The organism is Thermostichus sp. OS-CIW-31 (genome assembly GCF_054060305.1).
The window spans coordinates 37,642-59,793 of record NZ_JBSSDA010000019.1; the positions used below are offsets into that span (position 1 = coordinate 37,642).

Annotated in this window: 21 protein-coding genes; 12 read left to right on the plus strand and 9 right to left on the minus strand. The window is 57.2% G+C overall.

Annotated features, from left to right (window positions below; translation table 11 throughout):
* Positions 1-29: 29 nt before the first annotated feature.
* Positions 30-950: a branched-chain amino acid transaminase gene (locus tag ACVWY9_RS11220; RefSeq protein ID WP_011432133.1), complete on the minus strand. Its 921-nt coding sequence runs from the start codon at positions 948-950 to the stop codon at positions 30-32.
* A 437-nt stretch (positions 951-1,387) separates the two neighbouring features.
* Between ACVWY9_RS11220 and ACVWY9_RS11225 the strand changes: the two genes are divergently transcribed.
* Complete coding sequence (locus ACVWY9_RS11225) at positions 1,388-1,597, plus strand: PepSY domain-containing protein (protein WP_414388724.1); 210 nt, start codon at positions 1,388-1,390, stop codon at positions 1,595-1,597.
* Positions 1,598-1,862: 265 nt separating this feature from the next.
* Complete coding sequence (locus ACVWY9_RS11230) at positions 1,863-3,305, plus strand: hemolysin family protein (protein WP_457388380.1); 1,443 nt, start codon at positions 1,863-1,865, stop codon at positions 3,303-3,305.
* Positions 3,306-3,321: 16 nt separating this feature from the next.
* On the opposite strand, the gene ACVWY9_RS11235 is transcribed toward ACVWY9_RS11230, so the two are convergent.
* A complete protein-coding gene (locus tag ACVWY9_RS11235) occupies positions 3,322-4,863 on the minus strand; it encodes an aminotransferase class I/II-fold pyridoxal phosphate-dependent enzyme (protein WP_457388382.1) in 1,542 nt (513 codons plus the stop codon).
* A 122-nt stretch (positions 4,864-4,985) separates the two neighbouring features.
* Here ACVWY9_RS11235 and ACVWY9_RS11240 point away from each other — a divergent pair, with 122 nt between their 5' ends.
* Positions 4,986-5,552 carry a DUF2854 domain-containing protein gene (locus tag ACVWY9_RS11240; RefSeq protein WP_414522531.1) on the plus strand — a complete coding sequence of 189 codons (567 nt, stop codon included), beginning with the start codon at positions 4,986-4,988 and terminating at the stop codon, positions 5,550-5,552.
* A 193-nt stretch (positions 5,553-5,745) separates the two neighbouring features.
* Here ACVWY9_RS11240 and ACVWY9_RS11245 read toward each other — a convergent pair whose 3' ends face one another.
* From ACVWY9_RS11245 to ACVWY9_RS11275, 7 genes are all read right to left on the minus strand, one after another.
* Complete coding sequence (locus ACVWY9_RS11245; RefSeq protein WP_457388384.1) at positions 5,746-7,836, minus strand: AMIN domain-containing protein; 2,091 nt, start codon at positions 7,834-7,836, stop codon at positions 5,746-5,748.
* A 262-nt stretch (positions 7,837-8,098) separates the two neighbouring features.
* Complete coding sequence (locus tag ACVWY9_RS11250; protein WP_011432139.1) at positions 8,099-8,800, minus strand: hypothetical protein; 702 nt, start codon at positions 8,798-8,800, stop codon at positions 8,099-8,101.
* On the minus strand, positions 8,800-9,507 hold the full coding sequence (locus tag ACVWY9_RS11255) for a PilN domain-containing protein (protein ID WP_457388386.1): 708 nt from the start codon (positions 9,505-9,507) through the stop codon (positions 8,800-8,802). The genes ACVWY9_RS11250 and ACVWY9_RS11255 overlap by 1 nt, the downstream gene beginning before the upstream one ends.
* Before the next feature lie 60 nt (positions 9,508-9,567).
* Positions 9,568-10,725 (minus strand): type IV pilus biogenesis protein PilM, encoded by a 1,158-nt coding sequence (pilM, locus tag ACVWY9_RS11260; protein ID WP_457388388.1) that lies wholly within the window; start codon positions 10,723-10,725, stop codon positions 9,568-9,570.
* Positions 10,726-10,905: 180 nt separating this feature from the next.
* On the minus strand, positions 10,906-12,531 hold the full coding sequence (gene kaiC / locus ACVWY9_RS11265; protein WP_011432142.1) for a circadian clock protein KaiC: 1,626 nt from the start codon (positions 12,529-12,531) through the stop codon (positions 10,906-10,908).
* Between the two features lie 28 nt (positions 12,532-12,559).
* Complete coding sequence (gene kaiB / locus ACVWY9_RS11270) at positions 12,560-12,862, minus strand: circadian clock protein KaiB (protein ID WP_011430723.1); 303 nt, start codon at positions 12,860-12,862, stop codon at positions 12,560-12,562.
* A gap of 2 nt (positions 12,863-12,864) precedes the next feature.
* Positions 12,865-13,869 (minus strand): circadian clock protein KaiA, encoded by a 1,005-nt coding sequence (locus tag ACVWY9_RS11275; RefSeq protein ID WP_457388389.1) that lies wholly within the window; start codon positions 13,867-13,869, stop codon positions 12,865-12,867.
* Positions 13,870-13,990: 121 nt separating this feature from the next.
* Between ACVWY9_RS11275 and ACVWY9_RS11280 the strand changes: the two genes are divergently transcribed.
* The 9 genes from ACVWY9_RS11280 (at position 13,991) to rlmD (ending at position 22,045) form a co-directional block, all read left to right on the plus strand.
* On the plus strand, positions 13,991-14,926 hold the full coding sequence (locus tag ACVWY9_RS11280) for a nucleoside hydrolase (RefSeq protein WP_457388391.1): 936 nt from the start codon (positions 13,991-13,993) through the stop codon (positions 14,924-14,926).
* Between the two features lie 94 nt (positions 14,927-15,020).
* Positions 15,021-15,539 (plus strand): CDP-diacylglycerol--glycerol-3-phosphate 3-phosphatidyltransferase, encoded by a 519-nt coding sequence (gene pgsA, locus ACVWY9_RS11285; protein ID WP_457388406.1) that lies wholly within the window; start codon positions 15,021-15,023, stop codon positions 15,537-15,539.
* A 295-nt stretch (positions 15,540-15,834) separates the two neighbouring features.
* Complete coding sequence (gene ruvC, locus ACVWY9_RS11290; RefSeq protein WP_457388393.1) at positions 15,835-16,341, plus strand: crossover junction endodeoxyribonuclease RuvC; 507 nt, start codon at positions 15,835-15,837, stop codon at positions 16,339-16,341.
* A gap of 95 nt (positions 16,342-16,436) precedes the next feature.
* Complete coding sequence (locus tag ACVWY9_RS11295; RefSeq protein WP_011432147.1) at positions 16,437-17,090, plus strand: LON peptidase substrate-binding domain-containing protein; 654 nt, start codon at positions 16,437-16,439, stop codon at positions 17,088-17,090.
* 153 nt (positions 17,091-17,243) lie between these two features.
* Positions 17,244-17,975, plus strand: a complete 732-nt coding sequence (locus tag ACVWY9_RS11300) for an alpha/beta hydrolase-fold protein (RefSeq protein ID WP_457388395.1) — start codon at positions 17,244-17,246, stop codon at positions 17,973-17,975.
* A gap of 36 nt (positions 17,976-18,011) precedes the next feature.
* The gene (locus tag ACVWY9_RS11305) at positions 18,012-19,070 is read left to right on the plus strand and encodes an ATP-grasp domain-containing protein (protein WP_041436180.1); all 1,059 of its coding nucleotides are present in this window, start codon (positions 18,012-18,014) and stop codon (positions 19,068-19,070) included.
* Between the two features lie 68 nt (positions 19,071-19,138).
* Entirely contained in the window at positions 19,139-19,327 is a 189-nt protein-coding gene (locus ACVWY9_RS11310; protein ID WP_457388398.1) for a DDE transposase family protein, read from the plus strand.
* Positions 19,312-20,499, plus strand: a complete 1,188-nt coding sequence (locus ACVWY9_RS11315; protein ID WP_457388400.1) for a GNAT family N-acetyltransferase — start codon at positions 19,312-19,314, stop codon at positions 20,497-20,499. The genes ACVWY9_RS11310 and ACVWY9_RS11315 overlap by 16 nt, the downstream gene beginning before the upstream one ends.
* Positions 20,500-20,650: 151 nt before the next feature.
* Positions 20,651-22,045 (plus strand): 23S rRNA (uracil(1939)-C(5))-methyltransferase RlmD, encoded by a 1,395-nt coding sequence (rlmD, locus tag ACVWY9_RS11320; RefSeq protein WP_457388402.1) that lies wholly within the window; start codon positions 20,651-20,653, stop codon positions 22,043-22,045.
* Positions 22,046-22,152 lie beyond the last annotated feature (107 nt).

The window sequence follows — 22,152 nt, forward strand, 5'->3', positions numbered from 1 at the left end:
ATAATGACGCTTCTCCCCTCGACTAGGGACTAGCTTTCTTTCAGAGGGATCACCTTCACCCAATGGGCATAGACGGGATCCCGATTTTCGGTAATTGCCGTCAGCTTCTGCCGCAACTGCTCGGTGATGGGGCGGGAGGGGGGCAGGACATACTGCTCGATCTGGCGAATGGGGGTGATCTTGGCAGCAGTGCCGGTTAAAAAGGCCTCGTCAGCAATCAATAGCTCCGATTTGTCAACGGGCCGTTCTTGGGTAGGGATCCCCAGATCACGGGCCAGGGTGAGGACACTGTCGCGGGTGATCCCTTCCAAGATATCTTGGTCGAAGCTGGGGGTAATCAGCACGCCATTGCGCACGATGAAGATGTTCATGCCCGAGGCTTCGCTCACTTTGCCCTGGGAGTTCATCAAAATGGCCTCGTCATAGCCAGCCTGCGCCGCCTCGGTTTTGGCCAAAGAGGAAGTGATGTAGGCGCCGGTGATCTTGCCCCGCAATGGTAGGCTGCGATCCTCTTGCCGGGCCCAAGAGCTGATGCGGCAACTGACTCCCTCTGGCGAGAGGTAGTCCCCCAGTTCCAAGCCGTACACGAAAAAGTCTTTCTCAATGTTGTGCAGCCGCGGCGAGATGCCTAGGTCGGAGGTGTACACCAAGGGGCGGATGTAGAAAGACGTGGAGGGACGGTTTTTTCGGATCAGCTCGACGATCACCTGCTCAATCCGTTCAGCAGGGAGATCAAAACAGAGCAGGCGGGCGCTTTGACTCAGTCGTCGGCAATGGCGATCCAGACGGAACACCAGAACTTGATCCGGGTTTTGCGGATCAGGGATCCCGCGTAGGCCGCCGAACGCCGCTGTCCCGTAGTGCAGAGCATGGGTGGCAATGGAGATCTTCGCCTCAGCAAAGGGGACAATCTGGCCCTGAAAGTAGGCGTAGGGCAGAAAATCTGGCATGGTCGGCACCCACCGGGGTAGGAATGAGAGGTAGGAATATTATCACCGATTCGTGCAGTGCCGGTAGCCCCAACCTTGGAGCTGCACAGTACGCCGACATTGCTTCTCTGCCTGGGGCGGCAGCACTCGGGGTAGGTGTAGACTCCTCGCAGCAGCGTTTTTTAGCCAGTTAATTTCTGAGAGGGCTGGATTGGAGAAGCAAACAGTTCGTAGCTGAAGAGGGGCCGAGCAACTACACCCTATGACGCAAGGGGGATGAACTCCTTGCGAAGGCAACGGTGCTCCTTGTGGCAAGGCTTCTTTTACTCCAGGGTGGTAGGGTAAGGAGGTGGTTGCTCAAGCAGCTGTAAATAAAGCCTGCAAAACTTTCGATTGCTTCCTTACTTTTGCTTGGCATTTTGCCCCTCGGCGGCCCGATGCTACTGGTAGGTGGGAGCATGAAAACTGCTTTTGCCCAATCTTCTGCTCCGCCTATCCCCATTAAGGAAGCTATTCGGATCGCTCGATCTGCTGTTCCCAATGCTGTGATCAAAGAAGTTGAGTTGGAGCGCGAAGATAGACGCCTAGTTTGGGAAGTGAAATTTACCAACGATATTGAAGTCAAGATCGATGCCACTACCGGTGACATTGTCGATATCGACGACTAGCACCCAGGAGATGCCCCCTGCATAGGCGGGGGTGAGCGTTGCCGGAAAAGGCTGTAGCTGCTACTGCTTGATGAAAAAGTAGCGACCTTGAGAACTGCGAAAGCTGGGTTGTGCAAAGGTCAGGGATCCCTTTCCTTTTGGGCATGGGGAAAGCGTCTACACGGTAGCTGCCTGATGGCTGAAGCCGGTTCGACAGCTGGCTAGGGACAGGTGGTGGGGTCAGGCTGAGCTAGAATGCTGTCTATCCGTCTTGCTGCTCCCCCTGATGGACGACCCCCCTTTAGCCTCGGCGGCTACTTTCCCCAACACTGAGCTTTCGTGGGGAGATGCGTCGCTTAGTCTCCTTTGGGTCATCGGTCTTCTGGTCATCAACGCTTTCTTTGTCGCAGTCGAGTTTTCCTTTGTATCGGCGCGGCGCTCCCGGATGGTGCAGTTGGCGAGCGAAGGAAACCGCCAGGCGGCAATTGTGCAAAAAGCCCAAGAGCAACTGGAATATGCCCTCTCCACCACCCAGTTGGGCATTACCCTGGCCAGTGTGTTGTTGGGCTGGATCGGGGCTACGCAAGTGGCGCCGACGCTGTTTCTGGCCTTGAGGCAGTTGGCTTGGCTTCAGAACCTGGATCCGGCCCTTATTCGAGGGGTGGCAGTGGTGTTGGTGTTTTCGCTGCTCACCTATTTTCAGATCGTGCTAGGGGAGCTGATCCCCAAAACTCTGGCCATCCTCTATTCCGAGCCGATTGCGCTCAAACTGGCCTGGCTCAATCGTTTGGTCAGCCGTATCCTAAGACCTTTTGTAGAGCTGCCCCGCTTTTCCTCTCGGTGTGTGCTGCGGCTTTTGGGAGTCCAGATTCCGGAGGCCACTTCCTTTTACAGCACCATGACGGTGGAGGAGTTGCAACTGCTGATCGCCTCTTCGGTGGAGTCGGGCAACATTGAGGCGGAAGAGCGAGAGCTGTTGAGCAACATCTTCGAGTTTGGCGAGACGGTGGCCAGCGAGGTGATGATCCCGCGTACCAGCATCGACGCGGTGCCAGAAACTGCAACGGTGCAAGAGGTGCTGGCCGAGGTGGCCGAATCAGGACACTCCCGTTACCCGGTCTACGGCGAGTCTTTGGATGACATCCGCGGGCTGATCCACGTTAAGGAGTTGATCGGCCAGTTGGCCAAGGGATCCATAGATTTGCACAGCCCCATCACCAACTTCATCCGCGAGGCCCACTTTGAGCCGGAGAACAAGCCGATTGCCGAACTGTTGCCCGAAATGAGGCAGCACCACTGGCCGATGGTGGTGGTGGTGGATGAGTTTGGCGGCACGGCGGGCCTGATCACCATTCAAGACTTGGTGGAGGAGATTGTCGGCAAGCTCTCCGATGGCCCGGATCCCAACACCAAGGAGCCGGACATCCAAGAACTTGACGAAAATACCTTGCTCATCCAGGCTCAGCTAGATATTGAAGAGATCAACGAGCGCTGTGGCCTCAACCTGCCTCTGCACGAGGATTACCAAACGCTGGGGGGCTTTTTGATCTACCACATGCAGAAGATCCCACGTGCTGGGGAAAAGTTCACCTACCAAGACATGGAGTTTCAGGTGGTGCGCATGGAGGGGCCACGGGTGGATCGGGTGAAGGTAGCCCGCCGCCCCGGCACTCCGGCAAACTCCCTGCCGCTGCTCCCCCCGGCGCAAACGGCAAAAGCCCGTCCATAAGCCCGCTACGAGAGCATTAGGTCCTTGCCTTGACCACTTTCAGGGTCTGCAGGCGCACATCCTCTGGGCCGTTGATAAAGCCGCCTGCCTCATGCACCAACAGCAGATAGTTCACCGCCTCTTGGGTCACCTCTTCTCCCGGCACCAAAATCGGGATCCCAGGTGGATAGGGGGAGATGATCTCGGCGCAGATATGGCCCACTGCTTCTTGGAAAGGCACCCGCTGAATGGGAGCAAAAAAAGCCTCCCGGGGTGATAGCCGTTGTGGTGGCAAGCAAGGACGGGGCAGTTGTGCCAGCCGCTGCATTTTTTCCATTGCCGCTCTGGATGGGCGGGATCCCTGAAAATGTTGCGACAGGGCGGCGAAACTTTCCACCAGGCGGTCAATGTCTCGCTGGGTATTGCCGATGCTGACAATGAAGACCACATTGTGCAGGGTGGACATCTCCGGCTGCACGTGGAAGTGATCGTTAACCCAGTCGTGAGCGTCGAAGCCGAACAACCCCAGCTCTGTCACCGTTACCGTGAGACGGGTGCGGTCGAAATCGAAAAAACCAGGGGTGGAGCCGATACGCTCTGGGCCAAAACAGCGCAAGCCGGGGATGCGGTTGAGACGGGCGCGGGCTTGATCTGCCAAAGCCAAGGCTTGGCCCAGCAGGGCTTCTCCCTCCAGTGCCATCTGCCGCCGTGCCACATCCAGCGACATCATCAGCACATAGCTGGGACTGGTCGATTGCAGCAGTTGCAGAATGTTGCGCACGCGGTTGGGGTCAATGCGGGATCCCTGCAGGTGGAGCAGCGAGGCTTGCGTCATGCCGGAGATCACCTTGTGGGTGGACTGCACCACCAGATCGGCTCCGGCTTCCAAGGCCGAAATGGGCAATTCCGAATGAAACCCAAAATGGGGCCCGTGGGCCTCGTCCACCAATAGCGGTAGGCCATGGGCATGGGCGATGGAGGCCAAAGCCTGCACATCGCAGCAGACCCCGTAGTAGGTGGGGCTGACTACCAAAACGCCTTTGGCATCGGGATGCTCCGCCAAGGCCCCCTCCAAACCGGCTGGGGTAATCCCGTGGGCAATGCCCAGCTCCGGGTCAAAATCCGGCTCGATATAGGCCGGCACCGCCCCAGAGAGGATCACCCCGGCAATGGCGGATTTGTGGCAGTTGCGCGGCAAGAGGATCTTGTCTCCCGGATCGCACACGGCCATCACCAGTGTTTCCACGCCACAGGTGGAACCGTTGACCAAAAACCAACTGCGATCCGCTCCATAAGCTGCTGCCGCCAGCTCCTGGGCCTCCCGGATCACCCCATCGGGGTCGTGGAGGTTGTCCACCTCTGGCAACTCGGTCAGATCTGCCCGGAAGACGTTCTCTCCCAAAAAGGTCCGCAAGTCGGCAGGGATCCCACGTCCCTGTTTGTGGCCTGGCGTGTGAAAAGGAGCCTTATCCAAGCTGCAATAGTGGCGGATGGCCTCAAACAGAGGTGCTCGCTCTTGGGCTTTGCGATCCAGCGAGCGCAAGCAACGAGAGGTTTTGGACAGATTGGACAGAACCACAGACCACTCCTCAACACACCAGGTGGGCATTTTGTGATTATCCATCCCAATGGAGGCTAAGTCCACCGCTGGCGCTTTTCCTGCTAGCCTGGGTTTTCAGGTGGCCTTTCTTCCTCTCCTGTATGTTTGAAAAACTGCCCTTCCCCCTGAGCACTCTCGTGTTGCTGGCCGGGGCTGCCGCCACGGCTTGGGGCTTTGCCCACTACAACGATCCCACCCTCAATCTCATCGGCCTGTTTGCCGGGATCCCCTTGCTGTTGGGAGGGGTGACCATGAAGGTAGTGGAACTCAAGCCGGTACCTGCCCTGGCCGCCCCTTCTCTCGAGGTGATCCAAGCCCGCGCCCAGCAGGCCACGGAAATTCAAAAGCAAGTCCGCGCCGATATCACCAAATATAGCTACGGGGCTAATGCCCACCTGGAAGATGCCCTGGAGTTTCTGGGTCTGCGCGGCCCTCTGGAAGCAGATCTGCCCAAGGTGAGAGGGTACAGAGAAGAGCTGCGAGATGGCCGGTATACCTTGGTGCTTCTGTTCGATTCCCCCAAGGTTCCCTTCCAACAATGGCAGGAAAGCTACCAGAAAAAAATGCAAGGCTTCTTTGGCCGAGATGTGGAGGTGCAACTGGGGCAGCCCCAAGAAAATCAGGTGGAATTGGCGCTTGTTGCCCGAGGTGGATCCCAGGCCACTTGAAGAAGCCATTAGCTGCTGAATGCAACTCAACGGATCCCGAAGCTAATGCAGCCAGTAACTCAGGACTGTCGAGAGTTAACTCATGAGGGGTGTGGGGAGCTATGGGTCCTGCGCTGTGCCTATAGTATCAGTGTTGGGAGGATGTCACGAAACTTGGCAGTTCGGCATAACTCTATTTTACGGATTGGGAATTTTACGGATTGGGAGGAAGACCAAAAGCAACATTATCATCCATAATGTAGGGCGTTAGCATGAAGACCACCTCATTGCGCTCGTTATTCACACTCTGAGAGCGGAACAAAGCACCCAAAAGAGGCAAGTCGCCTAGGAAAGGCACTTTTTGAACGTCAACAGTGTCTCTGTCTTGAATGAGGCCAGCAATAATAAAGGTTTGCCCATCTCTTAACCTGAGCTGAGATGCTTCCAGCCGCCTTCTGTCGATGTTAAAAAGTTGAATGCCTGCAAAGTCTCCGCCTTCCAATACTTGAATGGGTACAGGAATAGAAATTTCCGGCTGAATGGTCAGGGTAACAAACCCATTGTCATCTATTCTAACTTCTGAGACGTCAAGGATAACCCCAGCATCCTCTCGCTGCAAACGCTGAGTAACAACTGGAGGCTGGTTTTCGCCCTGGGGTATGGTGATGGTTTCAACGTTAACAGGCACGCTGGTTGCAATGCTAATTCGACTGGATCCGCCATCTGCCACCACAACTTTGGGGTCAGTTAGAATTTTTCCAGTTCCATTTAGTATTGCAGACTCCACTCTTAGAGCCAAAGACTGCTGCAGCCGGTTGAGAGTGTTAAATATTCCCGTGATGGATCCTGATGGGCCTGCAGGGCCGATAGAGCTTACCGAGGATCCCGCAGGTTGATTGAGCGGTCGTCCACCAAAGTTGGCGTCCCCTAAAGTTCCGACAGCAAAGTTGCCAGAAGCTCCCCCTAGTTTGATCGAAAGGCTCTCGTTGTTATTTAGCCGAATATCAACTGCCCTCAGGGAAATCAAAACCTGTCGCCGACGCACATCCAATTGGGCAATCTGAGCAGCCGCGATGTCCTGCTGCCGCGAGTTGCCGATCACCGTAATGGAGTTGGTGCGCTCGTCCACAACGAATTGGGCACCGGGAGCAACGGCGTTCAAAACTTCTTCCAGCCGACTGGCCAAATCGGTGGCGACTGCCTGATTCACGCGGTAATTGCGCACCAGGATCCCAGTCACTCCTGGCAGGTTTTGTCCAACAAATACGGTTTGGCCCCTTCGCTGGGCCTGCAACTGTTTTAGCCGCAAGATAAAGTTGAATGTCTCCTGTAAGGGCGAGTCTTGCACATCCAGAGAGATGGTTAGATCGGGTGGGACGTCGTTGAGCACCACATTCAACCCTGCTCGCCGCACCAACAAGCTCAGCACATCGCCCACAGGAGCATCTTTCAAGGTCAAGCTAATCCTGGCATTGGATCCGAGATCCACTGTAGGTGGATCAGGCAGGATTGTGCCAACGGCAATATCGCCAGCAGGAGGAGCCACAGCTCTCCCCTGAAAAGGAGATTCGGTGGGCAAACTTCCCGGCGGCAATTGAGGTTGGTTGAGCTGGCCCGCAGGGGGGACCTGAGAAATCACGGGTGCAGCAGGAACAGCAGGTGCAGGAGGAGCCGCTTGAGCCATCTGCGGAGGGGCAGGGTTTTGAGCGACCGGTTGGGAGGCAGGGGCAGGAGCTGCGGGCTGAGGAGCAGGAGCCACGGGCTGAGGTCGGTTTAGTGACGCCGGTTGGCCGGGCGCTACTGGGTTGGACGAGGGTTGAGGGGGAACCGCCGCTAGGGGGGCCGGTGGAGCAGAGGGTAGGCCCTCAAAGTCGAAGACCAACTGCGTCGGGCTGCGCCGAGCCAGCAAGCCTTGGGGAGCTGCGGCCACACCGGCTATTTCTATCCGCACGCTGTCGTTGCTCAACTGGCGGGCCTCAATGAAGCGCACCCCCGGCAGGGGAGACTCTTGGCGATAGCGGCCCTGGCTTCCGCTCAATTGAGCATTGGTGATGTCCCCGATCCAAGATTGTCCCTGCTGGGTAAAGAACACCTGTGGGCGAGCGCCCCCTTCGGTGTTGATCTCCAACTGCATGCGGTTGCCGTTGGGCACCAGGCGGATATCTGTGATGCGGCTGAGGCGTTGCGGGTTTGCGGAGGTCAACTGTTGAGCGGCTGCCTCATTGACCCGGCTTTCTAAGGCCAATGGGGGCAGGGACAGGATCAAGCCCAACGCACACCCATAAGCAACTCGACGGTTCATCATCCTCACACCTCACTCCTTCACCCAGTCGTATTCTTGCTTCACCTCGCCACGGGTGCCTTTGGCCTCGTTCACCCCGTGCTTCCCTAATCAAAGCCGAAATCTCGGACTTTGCCACTACCTGTAGCCGTTTCGGAAGAAATTTTTCCCAGATCTTCGATTCGGCAACACTATCCGTGCTGAACCGGCGGTTGTTCCCGTCTTCTGAAAACCAGAGGGGATCCCGCACTGGCAGGATCCCCCCCTGAGTCAAGGCATGGCTGGGCTACTGACCAGGTGCCGTTTGCCCTTCAGGTGGAGGAGCAGTGCCCAACGGAACGTCTTTGTTGTAGATGTAGGCAATCAAATCAAAAGCAGCGTCCAGTTCCCCTGTGTCTTGAACAGGATTTAAGCTGATGTTGCTCACCCGGAACAGCGTGCGCAGACGTTCTATATCTCCCATCAGATTGATCAGCTCCGTATAGGGGCCACGCAGAGCGACACGGGTGGTCTGCACTTGGATGGCGGGAGCGATGATCCCAGGCACTTCCGGATTGGCCGAAGACGCTGGAGTCAGTGGAGAAGGGCTAAAGCTGCGCAGCTCGCTGTTGGGCTGCCCCTGCACCAGCCGGTTGAGATCCAGCAGTTGCGTGTCGGCATTCTCGGGGGTGGAGAGCAGGGCACTGATCTGTTCCCGCTCCACGCGAGCTCTCTCGACCTGATTGGGCACATCTTGCAAACTGGCAATCTGGCTCTTTATGTCCTGCAACTGGGTGGTTTTGTTGGCTACCTCCCTTTCCAAAGCCTGTACCTCCTCGATCAAGGGGCGAAGTTGGGTGAAGGCCAGAAACCCCGCCGCGGCTAACCCTGTGATCCCGATTAAAAGACCAATTCGAATGGGGGTCAGCTCCACGCCCAGCAGTACCGGCGGCCCTGCCGGGGGAACCACCAGTTGTTCGTCGGGAAAACCTTCAACCGATCCAGTCATCAGTTCGCCTCCACTCGACGCAAAATGCGGATCTTTTCAACCAAGCCTATCGCTCCCCGCTGCTCCAGCTCGCGGGTAAATTCTGGGTCGGGATCCCCCAGGGTACGGATGGTTACGGTTATGCCGTAGGTGACGCTGGGCTCGGTTAGGTTTGTGCCGTCCACCCGGGAGCTGCTGTTCAGGACGGCGCTGGTAACAAAGTTGGAATCCAGCAGGGTGAGCAAAAAGTCGTTCACCAGGGGAAAGTCCAGCGCCCCTCCTTGGATATTGACGGTATCCCCGGAAGCGCTGATGTTGGTTATCCATACCCCCTGGCCGGGGATCTTGCGCCGCAGCTCTTCCAAGATGGCCGACCAAGGCTGGACGGATCTCAGAAAGGAGCGGAACCCTTCCGTTTGGGCGCGAATGGTTTGCAGCTCTTGATTGGCATTCTGCAGCTGGGACAACTCAGCATTGGCTGTGCTGAGCTCACTGTCAAGGCGAGCCCGCTCCGCCCTCAAGGTTTCTCTCTGGCGGGAAAAGCTGTCTTGGAAATACCAAAAAGCTCCCATCGCTACAGCAGCAACAGCAACCCCCAGGCCAATGGCCGGGATCCAATTCTGGGATCCCTCTGCAGCCTCAGCTGCGACTACTGCTTCCCCACCTGTTCGAGCTGTGGTGAGGACATCCGGCCTTTCTTTGAGGAAATTGATCTCCGGTGTGTACATCTCTTTAACCGCCTTGTGCGCTATTCCATCGGTTGGGCGAGCTTGCGCTGCCTGCTGCCGCTACTTGGTGTCTTCCCGCAGCGCCAACCCCAGGGCCACTCCCATTGCTGGGCGTTCCTCCAGGGGCAGTTCCACTGAATCCGGCACGACAATGTTGCCAAAGGGATCCGCCAACTCCACCGCCACGCTCAACGACTGAGATAAGAAGCCGTCGATTTGGCCGATGCTTGCCCCAGTTCCGGCCAGCAGTACTTTCACCACAGGCGAGCTGCTTTCTGTGCTCGTAAAGAAGTCGATGGAGCGCTTCAGTTCATCCGCCAAATCGGAGACAACGCGCGTTACTGCTGCTACACCGGGATTGCTGGGCGCTGGCTGTTCTCCCGTGGCCAAAATATCGGTGGGGTTGAGTAAGGGTAGCCTCAGAGTTCGCAACAGGTCGCCGGTGCGGCTAACCGGCAAATTCAGGGACTGGGCCAGCACCTGCCGCATGTGGATGGTGCCGATGTTGACGGTGCGGGTAAATTGTGGGATCCCGTTCACCAAAATGCTGATCTCGCTGCTGTCGTAGCCGATGGAGCTGAGCAACACGGCCTCTTGGGGGCCGTACTGGATTAGCTGATCGCGGATGGTGCGAATGAGGGAGAAGCTGGCCAGCTCCACACAGCGCACCTGCAAATTGGCCACCTGCAGCACCTCCAGGTAGTTGTCCACCACCTCTTTGGGGATGGCCACCAGCAAGACTTCGATGCGCTCAATGCCATCCTGGGAAAGATCGAGACCCAAGGGTTGGTAATCGACATCCGCCTGATCCCGCGGATAGGGAATGTAAAGTTCGGCCTCCTGCTCCAAAACCACCCGGCGCAGCTCATCGGCAGGTAGGTCGGCAGGCAGGCGAATGAGACGAACGATGGCCTCCCTTACGGGCACTGCTGTGGCTGCCGGCAGGTTGGTGGGTACCTTGTTTTCATTGAGCAAATTCATCAGGATCAAGCCAACTGTGCTCGGATCGAGGATGCGCCCTTCGACCATCGCCCCTTCTGGCATGTCCACGCTGTGGTAGTGGGCTAAACGATAGCGACCATTGCCCTGCTTTTTCAGTTGGGCAACGGCGATACGCTCGGGGTTGATGTCCACCCCAAGCATGGTTCGGGTTTTGGAGCCACCGAAAAAGCTAAACACACCGGGAAACCCCGCCCTTTGCGCTACTGCTAGAGGCATACTACCCAATTTGTAGGTGGGTTACCACTGTTCGCCATTGGCCGCGGGGAAATCCTTGTCTGGGCCGATCCCTCCCTGCCAGCCGCAAGTGCAGGGCTTGCGCGGTGTTGAGCGGTGTTGGAAATTCGCTTGACTCAACGGGTCTGTTGCCGCGCCCACTCACGGAACTGTTGTAACCGCTCACAACCCTTCTTCCTCAAGGGCCTGGACGTTTTGCACAATCCGGGAGAGCTCGTTTTTCTCATCCACATTGATGCGGGTCGGGGATCCGCTGATGATGCGCTCGTAGCCCCGGAAGGAATCGCGGATTTGGATGCCCGCATTGGAGATCAGGTACTCGCGGATCCCTTTGTCGTGCCAGGATCCCCGCATTTTGAAGACGTTGAGGGCGCGGGCCATTTCTCCGCGGATCTCCACGTATTGCAGCAGGATGATCGTGTCGGTGATGGTGGAAATATGGGATTCGGTGATGGAATGGGATCCCATGAATTGGTCGGTGGTGTTGGTGAAAAAGCCGGTGATCTCCTCCTGCTTGGCCAGGCCAGTTACCCCGATTACAAACTGGCGGAAGGCATTTTGGCTCACCCCCCGCGCCAGCGCCGACAGGGAGTCGATGGCCATGCGGGAGGGCTTGAAGGCCATCATCTCGGTTTTGATCTTCTGCAGATGGTCTTCCAGGCCGGCAGATTCTGGGTAGGCGCAGATGATCTTGAGGAGGCCCTGCCGCTCGAACTCTTCCAGGTCAATGCCCCAGGAGGAGGCGTTGCGGGACAGCTGCGCCCGCGATTCTTCGTAGGCAAAGAGAATGCAGCGTTCCCCATCCAGGCAGCCCCGCTCCAGGAATTTGCTCACCAGCGAGGTTTTGCCCGTGCCGGTGGCGCCGGTGGCCAAAATAATCGAGTCCTTGAAGAAACCGCCGCCGCACATTTCGTCCAGCTTCTCGATGCCGGAGGAGACCCGCACGTTGGAGGAGCGCTGCGTCAGCTGCATGGCTCCCAAGGGGAAGATGTTGATCCCGTCGTTGGTGATGGTGAAGGGATATTCCCCCTTCATGTGGGTGGTGCCCCGCAGCTTCAAGATCTCAATGGTGCGCCGCCGTTTCTCTCCCTCCAGGATGTTGCGTAGGATCACCACGTTATCGGAGACGAATTCCTCTACGCCGTAGCGGGCGATGGGGCCGTACTCGTCGGTGCGCTCCGTGGTCATGACGGTGGTGACGTTGGCCTGCTTGAGGCGGGCCGTCAGGCGGAACAGCTCCCGCCGCACCACACCGGCAGGGTCGTATTGCTGAAAGATGGCCGTCACCGAGTCGATGGAGACCCGCTTGGCTTTGTATTTGCGAATGGCGTACTGGATGCGCTCGATGAGGGCCGACAAATCAAAGTTGCCGCTCACCTCATAGCCTTCGGGATCGGGGGAGGCATCCAGGATAAACAGTTGGCCCCTGTCGATGAGGGCCTGCAGATCCCAGCCAAAGCTGGAGGCATTGCGAATGATATCGGCGGGGGTTTCCTCGAAGGTGACGAAGATCCCCGGCTCTTGATACTTCACGATGCCGTTGTAAAGGAACTGCATGGCAAACAGGGTTTTGCCGGTGCCGGAGGTGCCGCTGACCAAGGTGGTGCGTCCCAGGGGTAGCCCACCGTGACTGATGTCTTCAAAGCCCTCGATGCCCGTCTGTTTTTTGGGGATCCCTCGCAGCTCTGAGAGATCCGCTCGGTGGTTGTCTGGGGTTGGTTCGGTGGAGTCCTCTGCGGTGTTATCTTGTGGCTTTTCTGGCTCAGAAGGCCCCAATGACTGGTTCATCCCACTCTCCTTGCTCCTGCAGCCTGTCTCAAGCCTCTTCGTCCAATTCTTCGTAGAGCAGATCCAGGCCGATGAGCACTTTCTCGCGGTTGGACAGATCGCCAATAATCTTCCGCACCGGTGGCGGCAGGATTTTGGCCAAGGTCGGCGTTGCCAAGATCTTATCTTCCTCTGCCAGTTGCGGATTTTTCAAGACATCGATCACCTTCAGGCTGTACACGCCGCGGAACTCCTTTTCCAAGATGTCTTGCAAGGTGCTGAGGGCACGCAGAGAATTGGGGGTGTTGCCCGCCACGTAGAGCTTGAGAACATAGGCTTTGCGAGTGGACATATCTAAGGATCCCTTGGAGCGGTTTTGGGAATGGAGCGGCGGTACATTTCGCTCAGGTGGGCCATCACATCGATCAGGGTAAGGCGGTAATCCAGCAGGATCTCTTCGCTGCGGCCTTCCAGCTTCAATTGTTTGGCAAAGTCTTCCATCAAGTTCATGTGCAGCTCCAGCAGTTGAGCAGCGCCGATATCGGCAAAAAAGGCCAAGGCCACCAGCTCGTCGATGCGGGCATTGACGGTCTCGGGAGATTGAAAATAGTCCAAGACGATTGCCTGGTAAAGGTTACGCAGCCGTCGCATGAGGGCTTGCTGCTCGTGGGGCGGGAGGCGACGGTAAAACAGCTCTGGGTCACGATGATAGTACACTCCGGCGTAGCCCAGCCGTTCCCGCAATTTCTCCGCCAGCCGCCGTTGTTGTTGGTTGCTGTAAGCCAGGTAGGGCTGATCGCTGGGGTGCACTGGGCCCTGCGGGAGGCCGCAGGTGGGAGACATCTGCAGAAACAAGGCGATGGCCCGATCCACCAGCAGCTCCAAGACGGAAGGGGATCCCGAAGCGGTACAGTCGGCCCGCACCTGCCCCTTCAGCTCCTGTGGCGAAATGGGACGGACGAGGGTGGCGTTGTGGTAGAAAAACTGCTCTCGCTTGAGCAATGCTTTCACCAAAGATGAGGTGGCAGGGATCTCTCCTTCCGTCTCCGGTGTTTCCTTTTGCAGGTGGGATTCTTCCAGCACAATCGCCAACACCGTCGGCAGCAGCAGTCCCCACGCGCAGAGCTGATTGCCCAGATCGTGCAGCTCTTGCAGCCGAGTGGGATCCACCAGGAGCACCAAGCAATCGACATGGCCGTCTTGTCTCCTGAGAGCCTCTAGGAAGGTAGCTTGATCCTGAAAACACTCGACAACAAAGCGTTCAGGGGGTAGCCAGTCCTCGCAAGCTAGGGGCTCTCCTGCTGGCGGCTCCCAATCCAGCAACAGGTTGATGCGCAGTGGATGGGTGTCAGGCAACAAGACAAAGGATGAAGATATATTTCCTATCCTAAATCTGACCGGGATCCGCGCTCACCGGCCAGAGGAAAAGAGCGGGAGAAAAACCTAAACTAGGGGTGAGTGAGCTGCTGCCGAGATCCCTATGGTGCCCCTGATCATCGACTGTGACCCTGGCCAAGACGATGCGGTGGCTCTGCTGCTGGCTATGGCGTCGCCAGAAGAGCTGCAATTGCTGGGCATTACCACGGTGGCTGGCAATGTCTCCTTGGACAAAACCAGCCGCAATGCTCGACAGATCTGTGAATTGGCCGGTCAGCCGCAGATGGGGGTGTATGCCGGCTGCCCCCGACCTCTCTTGCGCCCTCTGGAAACCGCCGAGCAGGTGCATGGCAAAACCGGGATCGATGGAGCGGATCTGCCGGAGCCCCAGATGCCTTTGGGATCCCAGCATGCGGTGGAGTATCTGATTGAAACCCTGATGGCTGCCCCTGAGCCGGTTACCTTGGCTTTGCTGGGCCCGATGACCAACTTGGCAGTGGCCCTGGTGCAGCAGCCTCGGATTGTGGAGCGCATCCAGCGGCTGGTGTTTATGGGGGGATCCGCCTTTGAGGGGAATGTTACCCCGGCAGCCGAGTTCAACATCCTCACCGATCCCCACGCCGCCCAGATCGTGCTCAGCGCCGGGATCCCGGAGGTGGTGATGCTGGGCTTGCACGTCACCCAACAGGTCCTCAGCACGCCGGAGCGGATTGAGCGCATCCGCGCCCTGGGCACCCGCGTTGGGCAGACGGTGGCCAATATGCTCACCTTTTACGGTAAGGTCGACGTAGAACGCTACGGGCTACCGGGAGGGCCATTGCACGACCCTTGTGTGATTGCCTATCTGTTACAGCCGCAGTTGTTCGAGCTCAAGCCCTGCTACGTCGAGGTGGAAACGGCTAGCCCCTTGAACCTGGGCCGGACGGTGGTGGATCGCTGGGGATCCAGTGGTCGCCCTGCCAATGTCCAGGTGGCTTTTGGGGTGGATGCCCAGGGGTTTTACCACCTGCTCACCGAGCGCCTGGGCCGTTACCAATAATTCCGATAGTCCTTGATAGTTCTGATCCTTAATCCTTGAGGCCAGATCTGAGGTGGAGAATCCCAGCGCCGTCCAACGTGCCAAGCTGGAGTGGGTGAACCTGCCCACCGCCATCACCCTGCTGCGGTTGGGAGGGATCCCTTTTGTTTTGCTGGGCCTGAGCCTGCGATCCCCACTGGGGGAGAGGTTGGCCCTCTGGGCGTTCCTGTTGGCGGCGGCAACCGATTGGCTGGATGGCCATTTGGCCCGCCGTTATGGCTTGGTAACCGATATGGGCAAGTTTTTGGATCCTCTGGTGGATAAGCTGCTGGTGTTGGCGCCGCTGCTGGGCCTGCTGGAACTGGGGCGGATCCCCGCTTGGGGCGTGTTTTTGCTGATGGGGCGGGAGCTGGCCATCGCCGGCTGGCGGGTCAACCAAAGCCAAATCCGCGGTGCCAATTTCTGGGGCAAAGCCAAGACGGTAACCCAAATCCTGGCCATTGCTTTGCTGATTTTGGGGTGGCCGGGAGGGATCCCTTGTTTTTGGGTGGCGGTGGTTCTCACCCTGATCTCGGGCCTGACCTACCTGCACACCGATCATCCCCATCATGCGCAGTCACCCGGCAGGCCATAGCCCTTGTCAGATCCCCCCGCCCCTCGCCGACAGAGGAGCATGACTCTAGTCAATAATAAGCTCAACTATACTGAAAATAATGTATAATATGTTCAGTACGGATTACTACCAGTTGATCTTTCTGTTTACTTTCGAGTCTGCCAACATGGTAGCCAAAGCAAAGCAGAAAATTGGTAGTAAGACGACACGGAAACTGCGCTTTGGGTATTCTACTCAAAGCTTTGCGGGATACCGCCATTCTGTTTGGAAACAAACAGAATGCTATCGCTGCATAGTTGAACAGTGATGTTCAGCAGTGTTCAGCGTAAATGTATCAGACACCCCACCTGAGCAGCGCATCCTCGGCCTAGATCCAGGTCTGGGAACCATGGGTTTTGGTTGCATTCTGGCGGGATCTGCGGGGTTGAAACCTGTGGATTATGGGGTGATCAGCACCCCCAGCCAACACTCGATGCCGGAGCGGCTGCAAACGCTGCACGAGGATTTGAGCCAGTTGCTGCGCCAACTGCGCCCGCATCAGGTGGGGCTGGAAAAACTTTTTTTCTACAAAATGGGCAATACCATTGCCATCGCCCAAGCCCGTGGCGTGATCCTGCTCACCTTGGCCCAGCATCATCTGTTGCCGGTGGAGTTTACGCCCGCCCAAGTCAAGCAAAGTTTGACAGGCTACGGACGCGCCGACAAGCAGGCTGTACAAGCTGCCGTGGCCCGGGAACTCAGCCTGCCCAGCTTGCCCCGCCCGGATGATGCCGCCGATGCCTTGGCGATTGCCATCACAGTCTGGCACCACCGCTTCTCTTGAGGGATCCCCTCCCTGTCAATCCCCTACCTTTAGCAGAGATAAAGATTGGCCAATAAAGATGGGCTAGACTCAGTACAGCGAGAAGCACAAGCCCTATGCCTTCTTCTTCCGTGGATGTTCGCGAGCTACCGCTGTTTCCCTTGCCGGAGGTGGTGCTGTTTCCGGGCCGACCTCTGCCGCTGCACATTTTCGAGTACCGCTACCGCATGATGATCAACACCATTCTGGAGACGGATCGCCGCTTTGGGGTGCTGATGTTCAATCCCCAGACGGGATCCCCGGTGCGGGTGGGCTGTTGTGCTGAGGTGTTGCAGGTGCAGCGATTGCCGGATGACCGCATGGACATTTTGACCTTGGGGCAGCAGCGCTTCCGCGTCTTGGATTACGTGCGGGAAAAACCCTTCCGGGTGGGGCTGGTGGAATGGATTGAGGATGAGCCGACCACCCCTTCCGATGACCTGCAGAGCTGGGTGCGCCAGGTTACCACTCTCCTTCAAGATGTGGTGCGTCTCTCGGGCAAGCTAATGGAGCGGGATGCACAGTTGCCGGAGCAGCTCCCCACCACCCCCATAGAACTGTCCTACTGGGTGGCTAGCCACTTCCATGGGGCCCCCCAAGAGCAGCAAGCTCTGCTGGAAATGGTCAGTACCGAAAGGCGGCTGCGCCGGGAAGCCGAAATTCTCGAGTCCACCCGCAAGCACTTGGCCGCCCGCACGGCCCTCAAGGATCTGTTCACGGAAATTTCCTGAGGTTCCTGTCAGTTGGTCAGGTCTGCTCCCATCTGTTCTGGTGACTCTTGTGGACCTTTCCAGAGAGTGCCCTTTGCCTTTCTCGACCAGGCAGAGCAGAATGCTTCCCCCGGAAAGGTTGGGTATTTCTTGAGGATCCCTTCCCCGTTTTTCATGGCCTACGCTCGCCGCTACTTGCGCTTTCCCTCTCAGATCTTGGGCCGGGAAATGGAGATGCTCCACTTTGGGCATCACGGCTACCCGCTGATCTGTCTGCCCACCAGCAACGGGCGTTTTTTTGACGTGGAAGATCGCGGCATTATCGCCAGCCTCAGCCCTCATCTGGAGCAGGGCTATTTGCAGGCTTTTTGCGTGGAAACCCTGGATTGGGAGACCTTTTTCAACCGCCAGCTGGACTTGCCCCAACGGCGGGATCGTTGGCTGTTGCTGGAGCAGCACTGGGTAGAAGAGCTGATCCCCTATGCCAAAGCGGAAGCGCAAAATGAGTTTTTGGTAGTGGCCGGGTTTTCCCTGGGGGCTACCCATGCTGTCAACCTCACCTGTCGGCACCCCGGCTTGGTGCGCCGTTGTTTGGCCCTGGGGGGGCCCTACGATGTGGCCGCTCTCGGCTCTGTCACCGGCTGGGATCCCCAACGGGCAGAGCAGGAGCTGTATTTCATCAACCCGCTGGCCTATATGTCCAACATGAGCCGGCAACTCTGGGATCACTTGGGCGGGCGCAACACCGAGCTGAAGTTGCTCACCGCTCGCCGCGACCACTGCCTCAGCGACAATCTGCGCCTGGCGGAAGTGCTTAGCCGCAACAACATCCCCCATCAACTGGAGGTATGGGAGGGGGATCACGACTGGCCCACTTGGCAAGCGCAAATCCGCGCCTTCGCGTAGGATCCCTTGCAGGGAATAGCTTTTGAGAGAGCTTTGATGATTGAAGACTATTGGGTTGGCAGCCTGCACTTCAGCGAGCCTTTTGGGGACGATACTCTGGCTCGCCTCAACGCACTTCCCCCTGTTCAAGCTCGCAACGGCCAAACTTACAAGATCCGGGCCGAACATGTCACCATTCATGAGGTGAACCTGGATTACCGCACTAAGTATCGCTTGATCCTGGATCGCTTCAGCTACCTTTACCCCCAAGCCATCGGCCTATTCATGGGCTTTGCCTTTCGGGGGGTTTACCTCATCAACAACCCCTTTAGCTTTTATTACTACCTGCGCAACAAAGATGCTGCCTACATGGTGGTCAAAGAGCTGGGGATCTCCATCCCCAAAACTTACATTCTGCCCCCTAAAGAAGCCCCCGCATTGAAAGCAGAAGATTTTAAGTATCACAAGTTTTTCGATTGGCAGGGGATGGCGGAAGATCTGGGCTGGCCAATTGTGATTAAGCCGGCGGAGGGGCGAGAGGCCATTGGAGTAGAAATAGCCCACAACATGGAGCAGCTCCTCTATTTTTACGACCGCTCTGGATCTCAGGTGATGATGATCCAAGAGAAGGTCAAAACCCCTTACCCTTGGCAGATTCGCGCCCTCTGCATTGGCCGAAAAATCATCCCGATTAAGTACATCTTTCGTAAATTCGATGCTAGCGAGTATCTGTTCGATCCAGAATTTCTTACCCCGGAAATGGGCCAGAAAGTCATCAATACCTGTCGGATTATCAATCGAGTTTTGGGCTATGAAATGAACTCGGTGGAGCTATTCATCGACGAGCAGGGAGAGCTGCAGGCCATCGACTTTAACAATCCGGTGCCCGATGGGCGGCTCAAGGCTTTGGGAGAGATCTTCTACAACGATTACCAGCAGGCCCTTTGCGATTTGGTCTTGGACATCGTGCGGGAACAGCGTCCTTTCGACTTCCTGCCCCCAGATATCAACCGCTTTGCCCACATTGCCCGACGGGCCGATCTCACCCGCGAGCAGAAGTTTCAGATGGCTTTGGAATTGGCCAACCGTTACTACGAGCCCAGGGATCCCGATTAAAATCAAACCAGAACCCAAAAGTGTGGTTTTCCGCCGGAGAAGTTGTGGACGGGCAAAGGAGCAGCAGCGTGGTTTCCGACCCCGCTTCAAGGTGGTCCATAATCAAGCAGGCGCAGGGATCCTGCCAGGTGCTGCATTTGGCGGCGGGGGATCCCCTCTTGAGTCGGCAAGAGCATTGGGGGCCTTTTCCCAGCCAAGCTGAGGCGATTGGGCGGCGGGTTGATCTGATCCAGGCAGGCAAATGTCAACCGGGTTGAAATGGCGCTGGTGCCACGATATTCGCGAGATCCCAGCAGGGGCCTGGCACGCCTTGCAAACGGAGCGCACCTCTCCTTTTTTGGAATACGAATGGTTGCACAGCCTAGAAAGCTCAGGTTGTGCCAGCCGCAAGACGGGGTGGCTGCCCTGTCACCTGTTGGTGGAGGCGGACGGCCAGTTGGTTGCTGCTGCCCCCTTGTATTTGAAAAGCCACAGCCAGGGGGAGTTTGTCTTTGACCAAGAATGGGCTGCAGTTGCCGGCCAATTGGGGGAACGCTACTACCCGAAGTTAATCGGCATGGCCCCCTTCACCCCGGCCACGGGCTATCGCATCCTCGTCCATCCCGAGTATTCGGAAGCAGAGGTGTGGTCGTTGATGCTGGCAGCCATTGACCGGTTTTGCCAAGAGAAGGATATTTCGGTGTTTAGCTTGCTTTATGTAGATCTGGACTGGCGGACTCAATTGGAGTCGGATGGATTTACGCCCCGGATCACCCACAACTACCAGTGGCACAACCCCGGCTACCGCTCTTACGAAGACTTTTTGAGCCAGTTCAATGCCAACCAGCGGCGCAACATCAAGCGAGAGCGGGCTGCAATGGAAAAAAGCGGCCTAGAACTCAAGATTTACACAGGAGAGGAGATCACGCCCCGCCTGTTGTCTCTCATGTACGACTTTTACAGCAACACCTGCGCCCAATTTTGGAACTGGAGCAAATATCTCAATCGCCGCTTTTTCGAGTCTCTCTATCCCAACTATCGGGAGCGAGTTGTGCTGGTGGCCGGGGAACGGAATGCAGAAATTGTGGGGATGTCTTTTTGTATTCGTAAGGGAGATCGCCTGTTCGGGCGCTACTGGGGTTGTCGGGAGGAGGTGAAGTTTTTGCACTTTAACGTTTGCTACTACGAGCCCATTGCCCTCGCCATCCGAGAAGGGATCCGCAACTTTGATCCCGGCGCAGGGGGATCCCATAAGATTCGACGGGGATTTCCGGCCACGCCTGTGTACAGCTACCACCGCTTCTACAGCCGAAGGCTACAACAGGTTTTGGTGCCCTACCTAAACCGGGTTAACCCTCTCATGTTGGCCGAGCTGGAGAACGTGAATCAAAACGAGGTTCCTTTTCGAGAAGATGTTTTGCCTTCTCTATCTGCTTTGACCAAGGAGTGAACCACTTCATTGGATGGGGTTTTCAATCCCGTAAGCAGTTGGCGGCTGACATGCTTTTTGCCTTGCTACAGCTTTTTCCGGCAATGCTGACTCCAGCCAACACGACCTGACCTATGGTTATAGTTATTTCGAATTTCGGCGAAACAGCCTAATGGAACATCCGATCCCTTCCGGCCTTCCTGATCCCGTTAAACCTGGGGATCTCTTGGCGTTGGAGGTCACGGCCCTGACCCCCCAGGGAGATGGCATTGCCCACACGGTAGGACTTGGACAAGGGCGAGTGGTGTTTGTGTCCCAGGCAGTGCCCGGGGATCAGGTGGTGGCCCAAATAACCGAGATCAAGCGCAACTACTTGGTCGGGCGAATTCGGTCGCTGATTTCTCCCTCTCCCCAACGGGTGCGACCAGCCTGCATTGTGGCGGACAAATGTGGTGGCTGCCAATGGCAACATGTCAGCTATGCCCAGCAATTGGCCACCAAGCAGCAAATCCTCAGGGATGCACTGGAGCGGATTGGCGGTCTGACTCTGCCGCAGCCTGTCCCTATTTTGGGATCCCAGCAGCCGCTGCGCTATCGCAACAAGGTCACCTACCCCATGGCCAAACCGGAGGGCCAGCCCTTGCGCATGGGCTACTACCAACGGGGCAGCCACCGCCTGGTGAACCTCAACCAATGCCCCGTGCAAGACGAGCGGCTGGATGTGTTCCTGAGGGAAATCAAGCGGGATCTTCAAGAGACGGGCTGGAGTGTGTATGACGAAAGTCGTCACCAGGGTCATCTCCGCCACTTGGGTTTGCGCATCGGTCGCCGCACCCGCGAGGTGCTTCTTACCTTGGTCAGTTGCAGTCGTCGCCTGCCCCATCTGGAAAGCTGGGCCGAACGCTGGATGCAGCGCTACCCCGACCTGGTGGGGGTCTGTCTCAATCTCAACTCGGCTCGTACCAATGCCATCTTCGGCCCGGAGACTGAGGTCATTGCCGGTCGAGGGGCTCTGCGGGAGGAATTTGCCGGTTTTTCCCTCTGGATCGACAGCACCTCTTTCTTCCAGGTCAACACAGAGCAAGCAGAAGCCTTTTTCACCTGGATAGCCGACCAACTAAACCTGCGGGGAGAAGAGACCATCCTGGATGCCTACTGTGGCATCGGCACCTTAACCTTGCTGCTGGCGCAACGGGCGAAACGGGCGATGGGGGTGGAAGCTTTGCCGGAAGCGGTGGCCCAAGCCCGCTACAATGCCCAGTTCAACGGTATCGCCTCAGCCCAATTTTTCCAGGGCACGGTGGAACAGGTTTTGCCGACCCTGCCCCCTGCCGACATTGTGGTGCTGGATCCGCCGCGGCGCGGCTGCGACCGCCAAGTGCTCGAGACCCTAAAGCTGCGACGACCACCACGCATCGTCTACATTAGCTGTCACCCTGCCACTTTGGCGCGAGACTTGCAGATCCTACTGGCAGAGGGATCCTATCGCCTTACCCAATGGCGGGCGGCTGACTTCTTTCCCCAAACCGGGCATGTGGAGGGGGTGGCCTTTTTGGAGCGAGTTTGAAGAGTACGCACCCTGACCAAAAGGCGCGGCAAGCCCCGTCCTTCAGGGCAGGGAAGGATAGCGCCGACCGTAGCCGACGCCCTTTAAAAACGCAGTGTCGGCCATGT